General features: G+C 49.3%; 12 protein-coding genes. 11 read left to right on the top strand and 1 reads right to left on the bottom strand.

Annotated elements, in window-relative coordinates; all coding sequences use genetic code 11:
- The first annotated feature begins 7 nt into the window (after positions 1-7).
- The 6 genes from NYE48_RS22840 (at position 8) to NYE48_RS22815 (ending at position 10416) form a co-directional block, all read left to right on the top strand.
- Complete coding sequence (locus NYE48_RS22840) at positions 8-2995, top strand: type I restriction endonuclease subunit R (RefSeq protein WP_341000059.1); 2988 nt, start codon at positions 8-10, stop codon at positions 2993-2995.
- 554 nt (positions 2996-3549) lie between these two features.
- Positions 3550-4851: an IS1380 family transposase gene (locus tag NYE48_RS22835; RefSeq protein WP_120463466.1), complete on the top strand. Its 1302-nt coding sequence runs from the start codon at positions 3550-3552 to the stop codon at positions 4849-4851.
- A gap of 132 nt (positions 4852-4983) precedes the next feature.
- Positions 4984-6177, top strand: a complete 1194-nt coding sequence (locus tag NYE48_RS22830; protein WP_445324079.1) for a transposase — start codon at positions 4984-4986, stop codon at positions 6175-6177.
- Between the two features lie 380 nt (positions 6178-6557).
- Positions 6558-7678 (top strand): IS3 family transposase gene (locus NYE48_RS22825; RefSeq protein ID WP_156124786.1). Its coding sequence is split into 2 segments (ribosomal slippage): positions 6558-6807 and positions 6807-7678, totalling 1122 coding nucleotides; the frame shifts between segments, so codons are not numbered across the junction.
- Positions 7679-8494: 816 nt separating this feature from the next.
- On the top strand, positions 8495-9574 hold the full coding sequence (locus NYE48_RS22820; protein ID WP_036711473.1) for a Gfo/Idh/MocA family protein: 1080 nt from the start codon (positions 8495-8497) through the stop codon (positions 9572-9574).
- A complete protein-coding gene (locus NYE48_RS22815) occupies positions 9571-10416 on the top strand; it encodes a hypothetical protein (protein ID WP_341000057.1) in 846 nt (281 codons plus the stop codon). The genes NYE48_RS22820 and NYE48_RS22815 overlap by 4 nt, the downstream gene beginning before the upstream one ends.
- Positions 10417-10553: 137 nt before the next feature.
- Here NYE48_RS22815 and NYE48_RS22810 read toward each other — a convergent pair whose 3' ends face one another.
- Positions 10554-11750 carry an acyltransferase family protein gene (locus NYE48_RS22810; protein ID WP_341000056.1) on the bottom strand — a complete coding sequence of 399 codons (1197 nt, stop codon included), beginning with the start codon at positions 11748-11750 and terminating at the stop codon, positions 10554-10556.
- A gap of 164 nt (positions 11751-11914) precedes the next feature.
- Here NYE48_RS22810 and NYE48_RS22805 point away from each other — a divergent pair, with 164 nt between their 5' ends.
- The 5 genes from NYE48_RS22805 to NYE48_RS22785 all read left to right on the top strand — a co-directional run bounded on the left by NYE48_RS22805 (position 11915) and on the right by NYE48_RS22785 (position 16704).
- A complete protein-coding gene (locus NYE48_RS22805; protein WP_341000055.1) occupies positions 11915-12841 on the top strand; it encodes a helix-turn-helix transcriptional regulator in 927 nt (308 codons plus the stop codon).
- Positions 12842-12975: 134 nt separating this feature from the next.
- Positions 12976-14286, top strand: coding sequence for an ABC transporter substrate-binding protein (locus NYE48_RS22800; protein WP_341000054.1), 1311 nt, complete (start codon positions 12976-12978; stop codon positions 14284-14286).
- A gap of 73 nt (positions 14287-14359) precedes the next feature.
- Positions 14360-15313 (top strand): carbohydrate ABC transporter permease, encoded by a 954-nt coding sequence (locus tag NYE48_RS22795; protein ID WP_341000053.1) that lies wholly within the window; start codon positions 14360-14362, stop codon positions 15311-15313.
- A gap of 3 nt (positions 15314-15316) precedes the next feature.
- Positions 15317-16150: a carbohydrate ABC transporter permease gene (locus NYE48_RS22790; RefSeq protein WP_341000052.1), complete on the top strand. Its 834-nt coding sequence runs from the start codon at positions 15317-15319 to the stop codon at positions 16148-16150.
- A gap of 182 nt (positions 16151-16332) precedes the next feature.
- The gene (locus tag NYE48_RS22785) at positions 16333-16704 is read left to right on the top strand and encodes a hypothetical protein (RefSeq protein ID WP_212950894.1); all 372 of its coding nucleotides are present in this window, start codon (positions 16333-16335) and stop codon (positions 16702-16704) included.
- The last annotated feature ends 14 nt before the right edge of the window (positions 16705-16718 follow it).

Raw genomic sequence — 16718 nt, 5'->3', positions numbered from 1 at the left:
TGACAACATGGCTATCGATGCCACTGAAAAAGGTTTGGAGACTAATATTGAGGAATCATTCTTAATGAGCGGCTACCGGAAGCGCATATTAGAAGGTGAAGCCAGCCGTCTATTTAAGCAGTATGCCATTGATGTAGAACAACTCTTTATGTTTTTGGAAGACACCCAGAGTAAGTCACTTCAAGCTCTAGAAAAATCATATGGGGCAGATTACAGACAGAAAGTACTGAACCGAATTTGTGATCAGTTGAAGAGCCAAGGGCTAATTCATTGTTTACGCCACGGGGTTAAAGACCGTGGTGTAACACTAAAGCTGATTTACAATAAGCCTTTTACTACGATGAACCAGCTTATGAATGAGTTATATCGCAAAAATAGATTTGCTGTGAGCCGTCAGGTTTACTACAGCGATAAACATAATAACAGTCTGGATATGGTACTGTTCGTGAATGGTTTACCGCTCGTTGTTATGGAACTTAAGAATCAGTTTACAGGCCAAACTGTAGAGCATGCGGTGAAGCAGTTAAGTAAAGATCGGGATCCTCGCGAAACGTTGTTTAAATTCAATGAACGAGTCGTTGTGTATTTTGCGGTAGATCCTGATGAAGTTTATATGACTACCGAGCTGAAAAAGGAAAAAACAAAGTTTTTGCCGTTTAACCGAGGCAATAATGGAGGCAAAGGCAACGCTGTTGTCTATAATAATTATCGAACGTACTATTTATGGGAAGAGATTTTGCAGCCTGACAGTCTGCTCGATATTGTGTTCCGATTTGTATTTGTTAAGAAAGATGAAATTGTAGACTCCAACGGCGAGACTATTGGGGAACGCAAGATGCTTATTTTCCCACGGTTTCATCAACTGGATGTCGTTCGCAAACTTGAGGAAGACGTGCGTATGAAATCCGTTGGCCACAACTATCTAATTCAGCATAGTGCAGGCAGTGGGAAGACGAATTCAATTTCTTGGTTGGCGCACCGGCTTGCAAAACTCCATGATGAAGATAATCAGGCTGTCTTTAGCAGTGTAATCGTCATTACAGACCGTCGAGTTCTAGATAAACAGCTACAGGATGCGGTTTATCAACTGGAGCATAAGGCTGGAATGGTGGAACGAATTAATAAAGATTCGAATCAACTTGCCCAAGCTATTAATGGTGAGACACGTATTATAATTACAACCCTTCAGAAGTTTCCGTTTATTATGGAAAAAGTAGCCGATCTTGATCGCAAAAAATACGCAGTCATTATCGATGAAGCTCACTCTTCTCAAGGTGGTAAAACCTCAACCGCTTTAACGAATATTTTGTCCGACAAAACCTTAGAGGATGCTTATGAAGAAGATCGCATTGCGGAAGAAAACATGGACAACTTGGATGAGCAAATCGTAGAGACGATCATGAAAAGTGGGAAACAAGATAATATTTCCTTCTTTGCATTTACCGCAACACCCAAGCCTAAAACAATCGAAAAGTTCGGGACGTTGGGGACGGATGGTAAACCGCATGCCTTTCATGAGTATACGATGCGTCAAGCTATTGAGGAAGGATTTATTCTAGACGTGCTGAGCAATTACACTACATATAAGACCTTCTATCAAATAGCTAAAAAAGTCGATGATGATCCGTTGGTTTCTAAGAAGCAAGCTACGAAGAAGTTAGCCCAATACGTCTCCCTGCACCCTCATAATATTGCACAGAAGACAGAAATTATAGTGGAGCATTACCGTAATTTTATTCGAAAAAAAATTGGTGGTCGAGCTAAAGCGATGGTTGTCACAGCCAGTCGATTGCATGCAGTACGTTATAAAATAGCTTTTGACCAATATATCAATAAAATGGGATACGATGACTTGAAAACGGTCGTTGCCTTCTCCGGTATAGTTAAAGATGGCGAAATTCCATACTCAGAGCCAGATATGAATGGATTTAGTGAAAAGGAATTACCTGATAAATTTAATTCGGATGAGTACAAGGTGTTATTGGTTGCAGAGAAATATCAAACGGGCTTTGATGAGCCACTACTGCATACGATGTACGTAGACAAGCCGTTGAGTGGGATTAAAGCGGTTCAAACCCTATCACGCTTAAATCGTACTTGCCCTGGGAAAGACGATACGTTCGTTCTTGATTTTGTCAATAACCATGAAGAGATTAAAGCTTCTTTCCAACCGTATTACGAAACCACTGGCTTGGAAGAAGTAACGGACCCCAATATCTTATATGATCTTCAGGCAGAAATTGAACCCTATCAAATCTTTACTGAAGAAGAAGTACAAGCGGTTAACGAACTTGAGATTAAAGGGGGATTCAAGAAATCCACCAAAGCTCAAATGCAGTTGAACGCTTGGGTGGATAAAGGCGTTGAGCGCTTTAAGCAATTAACCAAGGAAGAGAAGGAAGCGTTTAAAGCGGCGGCTACCAAATATGTAAGAACTTACTCATTTATATTACAGATTGCCACATTTATTGATGTTGGTCTGCATAAACAATATATCTATCTGAGTTATCTCCTGCGGAAGCTCCCTCGCAGCAATACAGATAAGGATGTGTATTTGGCAGATGACGTGGCACTTCAGTACTACCGCAATCAATTGATAGCAGAGGGAGGCATCGAACTAGAAATAACAGGCGGTGTTGATTTAAAGCCGACCTCCCACGGTACTGGTGGAGCTGCAGAGGATGAGAAGGTGCGCTTATCGTCCGTTCTGGATAAATTAAATGAACGATTTGGTACCGATTTTACAGAAACAGATTTTCTCTCGAGAGAACAAGTGAAAGAAGACATGCTTAATAGCGAAGATATTCAACAAAAAGCAAAAAATAATACGAGAGATAACTTTAAATTTGCATTTGAAAAAACATTCATGAACTTTGTTATTGATCGTATGAATAGTAATGAAAAATTCTTTATGAAGATCCTGGAAAATGATGATTTTAGAAATTTCATTATGGATGATATGATGAATGAGGTTTATGACGAAGTAAATCGATAGGTGTGGTTGTATGGTAGGAGACAACCTCATTCCATATGAGTAAATAATTATTGAGGTTCTGCATTTTTAACGGCCATGGTTTATTACCTTGGCCGTTATATTTGTTGTTGGCCTCTTTTTATGTTTTTTACGAATAGAACATACATTCCCTGACAACCTCCGAACACCCCGATAGTGTATCCTATATTTATCTACTGTAATAAGGAATGGTGATCATATGGCCCAATTGGAAACGGTCAAGAGACTAGATATGCTCTTTCACTTAATTACGAGCGTTTTGCAGTAATCTGAGGCCTTGAGCCGTAAGGATTTTCGGACATAAAAAAGGGACTTCACCCCAACTTGGAGAAGTTTTCAAGTGACCAAACCCAAAAACCTCAAGGATGGAGGAAGTCACTTTGTATATTCTCCAAGAATGTCTGTTTTCCTTCGAAGAACTTTTAAACCTGAATTTCGAAAGTAACATCGTCTGAAAAACAAGAAAAGGGCTCCAATTCTTTGGTAGAATGGTGTTTGTCCAGAACATCACCTACAAAGAAAGGAGCACCTTTTAGATGAAGTCTACCACACCCGTCAGCAAAATCAAGACCGAATTTACCTTGCAAAACGCCTCAAATGTTGGAGGAAGCAAAATCTTTCTGGAATATCTCGAAAAAATCAAGCTCGGTAAGGCTTTGCAGAATTTAAATTGTACCAAGCAAGGCAATTCCCTGTTCCCTGTTTTCCGCATCCTGCTCTATCTCATTGTCGGCTGGATACTCGGATGCGAACGCCTCTTTCATTTCCGCAGGCTGCAACATGACGCGCTCATCCGGCGGTTTCTCGGCGGGCGCTGTCCGCATCACACCCTGCTGTATAAGGAACTGGATCGACTCAGCAAGACCCGCCCAACCTTAACGCTGGATTTGCGAAAGCTGAATCAGCAGATTATTGCACCCTGTCTGCCTTCTGAACTCATCGTGGACCTAGACTCCACGGTAGAAACGGTATACGGTCACCAAGAGGGGGCGGCAGTCGGCACGAATCCCCACAAACCCGGACGTAAAAGTTACCATCCGCTGATGGCGTTTGAGGGCCAGTCGCGCCTGTGCCTGAATGCAGTACTGCGTGCTGGGAATACGCACGCTTCCACCGATGCAGCCGCCTTCCTCCGTCAGATCTTTGAGTTGCTTGGTGACCGTCCGGTAAAGTACGCCCGGTTTGACAAGGGATTTGGCGGCGAAGACTTCTACAGCCTATGGGAAGCCAAGCGAATCGGGTATGTCGGGAAATTGAAATGGACGCAGCGACTTCAGGCCGAAGTAGGGCGATGCCGCTACTGGAAGCGGTTTGTCGATGAGGATTGGGTCATCGAGGGGATCACCCTGATCTACCAAGCCACCTCATGGAAGAAACCGCGCCGCGTTGTGGTGATTCGTAAAGCGCAGGTGTTTGACGGCGATCAAGCTCGGCTTCTCCTCGATACGGACTGGCATTACGAAGCGATCGTCACCAATCTCGAGTGGGAGCCGATCGACCTTTGGCGCTTTTACAACCAGCGTTGCTGCATGGAGAACTATATCAAAGAAGCCAAACGCGGCTTTTCCATCGATCGAATCGCTACCGGTGACTTTACCGCTAATGAAATCGACCTGCTCATCAAGCTGCTCGCCTACAATCTCTACGAGAGATTCAAGCGAGACTGTTGCGAACCGGTCCATCAAGGGTATACGATTGCCCGGTTCCGTCTAGAGTTTTTCCACTGTGCAGCTACGATGATTCAGCATAGCCGACAAGTCGTTCTGAAACTGGCTAAAGATTTCGCGAACCGCTGCGCCTGGCAACGTATCGCCGCCAAAGTCGCTGCCTTAGAATGACGTTTACCACAAATTAACATGGAAACCGTTTAGCCCTGTCTTATGGGGAGGGGGAAAGACTACCCTCTTTTCAGAATCGTCGCGTAATCCACTGGGTATTTCCCTGTTTATTACAGTTGTTGCCTACTAATCCTGCTACAAACTGGCCACCATTATGGGCTTTCGAAATTCAGGTTAAAAATTCAACCCAAGGAGAGATTGCCGATCTTCTTCAGCTCTCTCGATCTGAGACCGTATGCCAAGGAACTGAGAAGCCGTTCACCCCGAGGCGCTGAGGGATACTGCAGACAAGGTATTCTACGAGCACTCTTGGCTGCGCCGCTTGAAGGAATAAGTACCTTTTCAGGGTTGCATAAGCGTTTGGATACGGATCTCCGGTTTCGTTATCAGTGTGGTCTTCCGCTGGATCGAGAAGCTCCTTCCATATCCACATTAAGCCGAGTTTTCTCAGAACTGACGAGAAAGGACTTGGCAAAACGGCTTTTTGAGGATTTGGTCACACGCTGTCAGCAGGAAGGTATCATAGAAGGCAGTAACGTCGCCATAGACAGCACCGCTCTCCGCGCTTACGAGAAAAAGCAGCCCAAACGCAAAAGCGAGCAAACGGGTAATGCGAACTGGGGCGCAAAAATTGATTCCTTCGGCAATAAAATCACATGGTTTGGTTACAAAATTCATCTGGCGGTCGATACGAAAAGTGAATTGCCGATCGCCTTGGAAGTAACGCCGGCGCATGTCAATGATGGAGAAATGGCGCCGGGCCTGATCGAGAAAACAGCGTCCAGGACGAGCACACGATTTTTCATACTCGATGCGGGCTACGACCAAATGAAAGTTTATGAGGCCGCCCGCAACGTCAAGGCACAAGCCATCATTCCCCTTAATCTTCGGGGGGAGAAGGAACCGCCTGCTGGCATGACCTCGAACGGAACACCGTGCTGTTCCATGGGTTATGCGATGACATACTGGGGAGTTGACGGCGATATGCATAAATTTCGCTGCCCGCATGCCACGGGTAAAGTCGACTGTCCGCTTGGCATGGCTGCCTGCTCGTCTTCAAACTATGGAATGGTCGTCAAAGTAAATGCGAAGGATGATCTCCGGCGATACAGCATCCCTCATCGGGATACAAAGCGTTGGAAGGAACTTTACAATGAACGAACCAGCGTAGAACGCTGCAACTCCCGATTGAAAACCTATTTGACGGCAGACGCCGCACATGTCCGGGGCATTCAGAAAGTCACAACTCACCAGTATTTGAATGCCATTGTTCTGCTTGCATCTGCGCTCGCCGTTTCTCATCATTCAAAACGGGCTGCCGCTTAAAAAACGAGCTGTTCTAAAATTCTGCAAGTCTGCCCTTTTCTTCATCCATATAATACCATTTTCGAAAATTACCCCTTAACGACAGTGAATATGCTATCGCTTCTTCTCTGAAACGGAATTATGCAAAACACTCAATTAACATTTTGAACCCTTAAGTTATAGTCTTTTTTCATTTCACTATTACCATTTATGAAATTTAAAGTGGCGATTGAAAGTGTAACCAATACGCCTAATACTGCTAATCCAATAGTTAACACTAATTTTATAAAAGCATCGACTGTTTGTTGAAAGGGGCTATTTTGGATCGTCTACACTTAGTTGGACAATAAAAATGAGGGCTTGTAGAATAAACCTATCATCCTAAGGAGCGGATCTCTACAATGCCAAAACAACAACGACGTACCTTTACAGCAGAATTCAAAAAACAAATGGTAGAACTCTATGAAAACGGAAAATCCAGAGCAGCGATCGTGGAGGAATATGACCTCACAGCCTCCGCTTTAGACCGCTGGATCAAACAAGCCCAAACAACGGGTTCCTTCAAGGAGAAGGACAATCGCTCCTCCGAAGACAATGAGCTGATTGCCTTGCGAAAGGAGAACCAGCGTCTGAAAATGGAGGTGGATATTTTAAAGCAAGCCGCGCTGATCATGGGACGAAAGTAGCTATCATCCAGAACAACCGTGATAAATACTCGGTATCAGCAATGTGCGACGTCCTGCAAATCGCAAGAAGTACGTTTTACTATGAAGCGAAAGAACAAACGAGCGAAGACGATGTCGCCGAAGCGATTGCGGACATTTTCCATAAGAATCGAAAAGCTTACGGTACACGCAAGATTAAAGTCAAGCTCCAGGAACGTGGTTTCGTCGTCTCCAGACGTCGAATTGGCCGGATCATGAAAGAGCAGGGACTTGTTTCTACGTACACCGTGTCGCAATATAAACCCCTTAAGTCCGCGTGTAATGAAGCGTCTACAGCCAATACGCTGAATCGCGAATTCGATCAAACGGAGGCTAAACGAGTCGTTGTCAGCGATCTGACGTATGTGAAAGTTCAGAACCGGTGGCATTACATTTGTGTACTTATCGACCTGTTCAATCGAGAGATCATCGGCCATAGTGTAGGCCCTCATAAGGATGCCGTGTTGGTTTCTCGTGCCTTTGCAACGGTTCAGGGTGATTTATCTCAGATTCAATGGTTCCATACCGACCGTGGCAGTGAGTTTAAAAATCAAAAGATGGATGCACTTTTGGAGACATTTGAAATTGGCCGATCCCTGAGCATGAAAGGCTGCCCCTACGACAACGCTGTGGCGGAAGCGACCTACAAGATTATGAAAACAGAGTTCGTGAACCAGATGAACTTCCAGAGTCTTCGTCATCTGGAACTGGAATTATACGATTATGTTAACTGGTTTAACAAGCATCGGATTCATGGAACACTAGGATACATGACACCGGTTCAGTATCGCCATGCAGCCCTTAAAAATGCTGTCTGATTTACTGTTGACAATCCATTTTTAACATCATGTGACATAACACGCATTTTCACTAATTTAAATTTACCAGAAGGCAGTTTTTTATAGGACTGATAAAGCCTATCTGTCAATGCCCACTCATTAAGAAAAGACCATTTCTTGCTAACTACAAGCCCGGGTAGAGGCATAATCAAGGCCTTTTTAAATTTTGAATAATTGAACCATTCAGAACCAATCATTAATACGGCAGCGGCAATGATGATAATAATGACCTCAAATGGAACGATACGAATCGACCTCTTTCTTGTTTTTTGATTCTTTATTACTTTATCGGCAAAAAGACTGCATTATTTGGAGGTGCTGATGGTGATGGTGTAGCATGGCGAGAAGGAGGTCCTGAGAGGGACAAGGCGCACACAAATATAACGGGAGAGCGGCTGAACGATGAAGCTACAGAACATCGCTGCCGCTTTTTCTATTGCGGATAACAAGGCCCGGAAGTGGAAGGCGCGGGCCATAAACTGCGAGGGAATAAGCCCATCCGTTGGTGCATAATTTTTTTAAAATGACGGCGCATATGCCTGATCCGCTTCCGTTCCCGGGCGAGCTCGGCCGCGGGCGAAACGGATACGATAATCCTATTTTCATATACGATTTTGAAGTCAAATAAACCGCTTTCATGTTAACATGTCAGTAATTGGCCGTAACGGGTCACGAATGAAAAAGCTGCCGGCTTCAGCGGAGGATGGGGCTATTTTCGGATCACGTTGCCGGTCAATACTATACGCAATCCGGAGCTGCCTTTGCCGGGTTCAAAAATCGGAGGGGAAAAAAGCGATGACAAAAACGATGGTGGCCGTGATCGGCTGCGGAACGATCGCCAACGGCGCGCACATTCCGGCTTATATGGCCAATAAGGACGCCGAGATCAAGTATTTCTGCGACATTCGCAAGGAACGGGCCGAACAGGCGGTCGAGAAGTACGGCTGCGGCACGGCGGTGGAGGATTACCGCGTCATTTTGGAGGATCCGGACGTGGTGGCGGTATCGATTTGCACGCCGAACAATGTCCATGCCCCGATCGCGATCGACTGCATGCGCGCGGGCAAACACGTCCTGTGCGAAAAGCCGGCGGCCAGAACGTACAAGGAAGCGCTGGAGATGCAGAAGGTGCAGCACGAAACCGGCAAAACGCTGAACATCGGCGTCGTGAACCGCTTCAACAAAGGCGTCAACATTATCAAGCAGATGATCGAAAGCGGCGAGCTTGGCGAGCTGTACCACGTCGTCGTCAGCTTCCGCGCGCATCGCTCGATTCCCGGGCTTGGGGGCGATTTTACGACCAAGGCGGTTGCCGGGGGCGGGGCGCTGATCGACTGGGGCGTTCATTTCCTGGATATCGTCATGTATTGCGCGGGCGATCCGCGGCCGAAAACGGTGACGGGACAGGCGTACTCCAAGCTGGGCACGGACATGCAGAATTACGCTTACCTGAACATGTGGGCCGGCCCTCCGAATTACGAAGGCAGCTATGACGTGGATGATTTCGTGACGGCCATGATCCGCACGGAAGGACCGTCGATCACGGTCAACGGCGCATGGGCGCAAAATATCGGCGTAGAAGAAATGTACATCGATTTTCTCGGGGACAAGGCAGGCATCCGCCTGAAGTACGGCAAGGAGTTCACGCTTTATTCGGCAAAGCATGGCGCTTTGCTCGAAAGCACGCCGAACTATCCGAAAAGCGATGCCTTCCAGGAGGAGATCGACGCCTTTATCGCCGCGATCCATTCCGGGGAAAAGCTGCCGTCGCATATTGACACGGTGATCGTGACCGCCCAAATGATCGAGGCCATTTACCGTTCCTCGGAAGAAGGCCGCGAGATTTCCCTGCTGGAAGCGGGAGCGCTGGCATGAAGAAAGTCGGCTTTATCGATTATTACCTGGACGAATGGCATGCCAATCAATATCCCGCATGGATTCGGGATGCCACCGGAGGCGCGATGGAGGTCGCCTTCGCATACGGCATGAAGGACGCCGGGCATGGGTTGAGCAACAAGGAGTGGTGCGCCAAAAACGGCGTGACGCCATGCGGAACGATCGAAGAGGTGGTTGCCCGAAGCGACTATCTGATCGTGCTGTCGCCCGACAACCCGGAGCAGCATGAGGCCCTTGCCGAGCTGCCGCTCGCTTCGGGGAAGCCGACCTACATCGACAAAACGTTCGCCCCGGACCGGGCGGCGGCCTTGCGTTTGTTCGAGCGGGCCGCGCGGCACCGGACGCCGCTGTATTCTTCATCCGCGCTGCGGTATGCCGCCGAATACGCGGAGGTCGAAAGGGAAGGCATCCAGGTGATCTCCAGCTGGGGCCCGGGTTTGCTGGAAAACTACTCGATTCACCAGATCGAGCCGATCGTGGCCTTGATGGGAACGGAAGCCAAACGCGTCATGTACACCGGCACGGCGGCCGCGCCGGCCCTGCTGATCGAGTTCTCGGGCGGCCGGCAGGCGACGATCCAGCAGCCGGGACCGGGCTGTCCGTTTACGATGGCCGTCAACTACGCCTCGGGAGCCTGCCGCGTCGTGCAGCCGGCATCGGATTTTTTCCAGAGCTTTATACGGGACTTGGCCAGGTTTTTCGAGACCGGGGAAGCGGCCGTGCCGCCCGCCGAGACGATTGCGGTCATCAGTATCATCGAAAACGGGCTTATCGCCGCAAAGCAGCCATATCAATGGATCGAGCTGCCGGAAAGCGGATAAGCGCGAATCATAGAAAGCAGCCATTTCCGGGAAGACCCGGGGATGGCTGCTTATTTTGCTTGGGACGCGTCTTCTTTTGGATCGTTCCGATGTAAGCCTTGGCATGGGAAAGTGCGCCGGAAAGCGCCGCTTTTTTTCTACATGCTTTCGGTTTTTTCCGCCTTCACAGCACGCGCCTTTTTCCGAACCATCGGCTCGAAGATACGCTTGCTCCACCGGCCGAGCACGGAAAGGGTAACGGCATCGACGAATCGATAAAACCAATGGGCAAAAGCAAACATGATCGGGGTGGTTAGCAGAACGGTGAGCGCCACGCTAAAGCCGTAAGGAAAACGGGGGTGAAGCCGATCGAAGATAAAAGCTCCCAAGGAGCAGAGGATCGTAAAGTGGAGCAGATACAAGGAGAAGGAAAGGTCGCCGAGGTAGGAGAACGGTTTTCGGCTAAAAAACGATTGCAGGCGCGGCGAGATCAGCAGGGCCGTCAGGGTTAAACAGGCGCCTAGCGTGTGGTAAAACACACAAAACGAAAAGTTGGACGAGTTCGGCCAGGTGAGGATCGAATAGATGGTGCCCTCGACGCCAACGTAGGGGTAGGAACCGAGATATAAGCCGGCGCACAGCAGAAAGGGGGTGGTCCAAGGCCGCCGGAGGAAGGCCAGCCGATCCCGGCCGCTATACTTCAGGTCGCTAAGCGCCATGCCGAAAACGAAACCCAGGTAATACGAGTCGATAAAAATCACGGCCAGGACCGCATAGGCGGCGACCCGAAGTCTGAACCGGCCGACGGCCAGGAGAAATCCGAAGATGAGGAAGGAACCGAGCAGCTCATAGGTCATGGTCCACAATACGGGATTGTAAGCGGACCCGTAACTAAAAAACGTATGGAACAAGGCCTCTTGAACCATGACGAGGACGTCCGGGCTGGCCGCAAACGGATCGGGCATCGAAGACGACGTCGTTTGGCGAATATCGTCGAAATAGGCTAAGCCCAGCACCATGACAACGTAGGCGAGGAAAACGGACAAGGCCGCCGGAACGGCCAGGCGAAAATATCTGCGCAGCGCGGAGGAGTAAATATGTATCCGGTCTTTCGTGTGAAAAAACCGCCAGCTGAGCACAAAACCGCTCAAGACGAAAAAGACGCAGACGGAAAAGTTGCCGTTGAACAGCAGGTTGAGCGGCGTCCGCGCGGCAAACCCTTCGAAAGCAAAGTGGGCGATTTCCGGTTTTCCTTCAAACACCGACGGCGCAAACACCTGGAAAAAATGAGAAACGACGACCACGCAAGCCGCCAAACCTCTAACCCCATCCAAATAAGCGATTTTTGACGTCATACCGATTCAACTCCCCCGATTGTTCATTTTCAGGGCTCCATTGTATTCGATTTTCGAGAGGAATGATTGTACTAACGTATCGGGTTGCAAAACGGGAAAACCGATTGAAAACCATGAGGCTGCCGTTACCGGGAAGGATCTATGCGGAGAGGAGTGATGACCGGATGAACAAGTCCGATATCGACCAATTGACCCGCGCAGGGGTCATTTATTTCAACTCCAAGCTGGAGATGCTGGAAGATTTGCATTGCAAGCTGTATCGGATGGATTCCCTCGTCAGCTTGTCCACCCATTTTCACGATTATTTTCAAATCTGGTACGTATCCAAAGGCGAATTTCTGCACACGTTCGGCTCCCGGCAGTACCGGATCAAAAAAGGGGACCTGTTTCTCGTGCCTCCTTTTAAGCTGCACCGCATCCAGGCTTTCGAGGAAGAGGCCGAAATTTTCGGCTGCGAATTCATGCCGGCGTTCATCAACGAGCGTTTCGACGATCCGTCCGCGGATCGGGCGTTTTTTGACGCGAACTACCTGAAGCATTTCCTGCATTCGGATTCCTCCGCCCATTCGCAGATCGCGTTCGACGGCGTGACGGACGGGAAAATCCGCGCGTTGCTTCAGGACATGCTCCACGAATACGAGGAACGCGCGCCGTTTTTTCAAATCGTGCTGAAAGCGAATCTGCTGCAGCTGTTGTCGATGATCATTCGCCAGGTGAACGGGGAGATGGTCCGGGCCGGATTCCAAAAGATCGAAAGGTACCGGGACACGATGAATCAAGTCGTCGAATACATCGAACGAAACGCGCATGAGGACATCAAGCTGGAGCATGTGTGCGCCGTATCCAATTTGTCGAAGCCGACGTTCTGCAGGCTGTTCAAAGAGTGGACGGGCAAGACGTTTAACCGCTATCTCGTCGATTTGCGCATTTCCAACGCGCTTGTCCTGCTGCAGCGTCCGTCGATGTCGGTCACGGATGTCTGTTATGCCACGGGGTTCAACGAGCTCGCTTATTTTTGCAGGATTTTCAAAAAATACACGGGCATATCGCCGAACCAGTACCGAAAACAGGCGACGAACAAGCCGGTTTGATTTTAACGATAATCCAACTTATCGATACAATAGTGAAATTAACTAAAGCGCTTACATGCTACCATTAGGGTAACTGATCGCAGCAGGCGTTATTCGCTGGTGTTGCTGTCATAAGACTCAAGGAGGGAAGAGACATGAAGCGAAAAGGGAGTATATGGGGGCTTGTGTTCGTTTTGTTGCTTGCGATTTTATCCGGCTGCGGCAGCAAAAAACCTGCGGGCTCCGGCAGCGAAAGCGGCGAGCCGGCGGGCGGGGATGCCAAAAAAGAACCGGTGGAGCTTAGCTTTTGGTACGGATGGACCGGAACGGAAGCCGCAGCGCTTGAAAAGTTGATCCAAAAATGGAATGACATCCGTCCCGATATCCGGGTCAAGGGGCTGTCGCAAAGCGATTACCAAAAGCAGCTGACGGCCATCACGGGCGGCAATCCGCCCGATATCGCGTCCAACTTCGGCCAGGATGTCGTGCCGTGGGGCGAGCGGGGCGCCATGATGCCGCTGGACGATTACATCAAGAAGGACAACGTCGATTTGGGCGATTTTGTGCCCGCTGCCCTCAGCTCTTCCCAGTCCAACGGAAAAACGTACGCGCTTCCGATTGCGATGCACGTCTCGATGCTGTTTTACAACAAGGAGCTGCTGGAAAAAGCAGGCCTGAACGGTCCGCCGGAAACGATGGGCCAGCTTAAAGAATACATCGCGAAGCTGAGCGTCAAGGAGAATGGAGGCAAACTTCAGCGGCTCGGCCTGTGGCCGGGGGTGGACGCCTTCACGTTCAGCTACGCTTATGGCGGTTCTTATTACGATGCCGAGAACAAGCAGGTCACGCCGGACAACGCGGGCGTCAAAGCGGCCGTCGAGTTCGGCAAAGGGATTTGGGATCAATTCGGATCGAAGGAGCTGGACCGGTTTGCGTCCGGACTGGGGCAATACATGTCGCCGCAAAATCCGTTTTTCACCGGCAAATACGCGATGACGATCGACGGCGAATGGCTGCCGACGTTCATCAAACAATACGCCCCGAACTTGCAGTACGGCATCGCGCCGATTCCTTACGACGAAAACAACCCGAGCCTTAAACATCCGGGCAACGTGACCACCAGCGTGTTTTATATTCCAAAAGGCATCAAACATCCGGACGAATCCTGGAAGTTCCTGAAATGGCTCACGGAGCCGGAGCAAATGGCGGAGTTTACCGCGGCCATCGGCAACCTCCCGACCCGAACCTCGCTGCAGCAGCATGAAATCTATAAGGATGTGCCGGGTTTCCAGGAATTTTTGCAATATTCGTCGAGCCCGAACCTGCACTCCTTCCCGGCGACGTCGTTTTCGGCGGAGTACATGACGGAGTTCACGACGCAATACAATGCGATTCTGCGCGGAGAAGTTGGCGTGGACGAAGGGTTAAAAAGGGTGAAGGACAAAATTCAGCCGCTAGTCAAATAATCCGGAATCAGGATCTAACTCAGCCCTGCATGGCCGGGTTAGATCCCATTCGAATCACGAGGAGGACGGGTAGATGATAGACTCCATCTCCGGCAAAACGCCTTCAAGGAAAAAGGGATGGACGAGAAGGGAGTGGCGTTACTTTTGGCTCGGGCTCGTCTTCGCTTCCCCATGGATCATCGGTTTCCTGGTTTTTACCGTATATCCTTTCTTCACTTCCCTGTACTTCAGTTTGACGGAATATGACCTGTTTAACCCCCCGAGATGGGTGGGCATCGACAATTACAAAGCGATCATGGAGGATCGGAATTTCTATAAATCCATCACGAATACGCTGTTCATGGCGTTTATATCCGTGCCGATCACGCTGTTCAGCTCTTTGCTCATCGCCATGCTGCTGAATTTCAAGGTTAGAGGAATCAACTATTACCGCACGATGTTTTATCTTCCGGCGGTCATTCCCGGCGTGGCCAGCGCCTTGCTCTGGACCTGGATGCTGAACCCGGATTTCGGCCTGGCCAACATTTTCCTCCGTTGGGTCGGCCTTCCCGATCCCGCTTGGCTGCTGGACCCCCGGTTCACGAAGCCTTCCCTCGTTCTGATGGGGCTTTGGGGTTCGGGAGCAGGCGCGCTCATTTTTCTGGCCGCGCTGCAAGGCGTTCCGCAAACCTATTACGAAGCGGCCCAAGTCGACGGCGCCAACTGGTGGCATCGGTTTTGGAAAATTACGGTACCGGCGCTGTCGCCGATTATTCTGTTCCAGCTCATTATGGGCCTGATCGGCGCGTTCCAAATTTTTACGGAATCCTATATTCTGGCGGGCGGAAAAGCGGGCAGCGGCAGCTCGCTCGGCGGGCCCGGGCAGTCGCTGCTGTTTTACGCCGTCAATTTGTACCAGGAAGCGTTCATCCATTTGAAAATGGGTTATGCTTCGGCGCTGGCCTGGATTTTGTTCATCATCGTCATGCTGATTACGCTGCTGGTGCTGAAAACCTCAAAACGCTGGGTTTATTATGGAGGTGAATGACGGATGGGCGCTGCCAAGCTTTTTCGTACGAAGATTTTTCCGCATGCAATGCTGATCCTGTTCGCGATATTTTTTCTGTTTCCTTTCGTGTGGCTCGTGTTCACCTCGCTGAAGTCGTCCAATGAAATTTTCGAGCTGCCGCCGCGGATCATCCCGGAATCCTTTCAATGGGGAAATTATAAGGCCGCGTTCGAAACCGTGCCGTTTGGCCGGTACATGCTGAATACGCTGGTGATCTGCGTGGTATGTATCATCGGGCAGTTGTTTGCCGCGCCGCTTGTCGCGTATTCCATTTCCCGGATTCCATGGGCGGGAAGCAAAATCATTTTTGCGATCGTCCTCGCCACGATGATTTTGCCGTCGCAGGTGCAGCTGATCCCGCAATACATCATTTTTGCGAAGCTCGGGTGGATCAACACGATTCTGCCGCTGACGATCGGGGCGTTTTTCGGGGCGCCGTTTTATATTTTCTTGTTGAGGCAGTTTCTCCTGGGCGTCCCCAAAGAGCTGTCCGAGGCGGCGAAAATGGACGGGGCGTCGGAATTCCGGATTTACGCGCAAATCATTTTGCCGACGTTGAAGCCGGCGTTAGCGACGGTGGCGTTGTTTACCTTCGTGGGTGCCTACACGGATTTTATGGGGCCGCTCATTTATTTGAACGACGCCGCCAAATGGACGCTGACGCTCGGCCTGCAGGGCTTCCAGCAGGATCACGGGGCCCAGTGGGAAAAGCTGATGGCCGCGTCGACGATTATGGCGATACCGATGATTTTGCTTTATTTTTTCGGGCAGAAGTATTATATGCAGTCGGGATCGGCTTTTACGGGGTTTAAGTGAAAGGCGGGAATTTGTGATTTACATGCAATGCGGTTAGAAAGGCGAAAAATGACGAAGCCTTCTTCCCCCTCGGGAAGTCGGCTTCTTTTGCTATAGAAGGGATTTATTTGAAAATAGAGAATTGATTCCTTAGTAATCTTTTTAGCATATCGATCGAGTAAGGGGACCGGTGGGGGAGAGCAATGAAAGTTTATAACAAACATTACCTCAAAGCATGTGAAAGCTACTTGTACATGACCAAGGATGAAATTATCACCAGGCAGCTCCGAAGCGAGAACAGGCTGCTTTTTAATGAAACGATCGTCAAAGTAGGGTTCATCGTCTTTCTGTGGGCTATATTTTGGACATCAAGATTGGCGCTTGTTCATCAGCTTTCTTTTAGGTCATGGAGCTTGTATGTCATCATCGTTTATATTGGCCTGATGTATTATACCGGCCGGAGTTCGAAACGTTGTCGGGCATATAGCGATGCGGCTGAAGTTATGCTACAGTTTGACAGCGAAGAAGCCCGCCGCACCTACTTTGATGAAATGCTGAAGCCGCAGTTTCGGTAGGGAAACCGTATCTA

Source organism: Paenibacillus sp. FSL M7-1455 (assembly GCF_038004655.1).
In the GTDB taxonomy this organism is placed as follows: Bacteria; Bacillota; Bacilli; order Paenibacillales; family Paenibacillaceae; genus Paenibacillus_AQ; species Paenibacillus_AQ cookii.
This window is presented reverse-complemented; position numbering and strand designations above follow the sequence as displayed.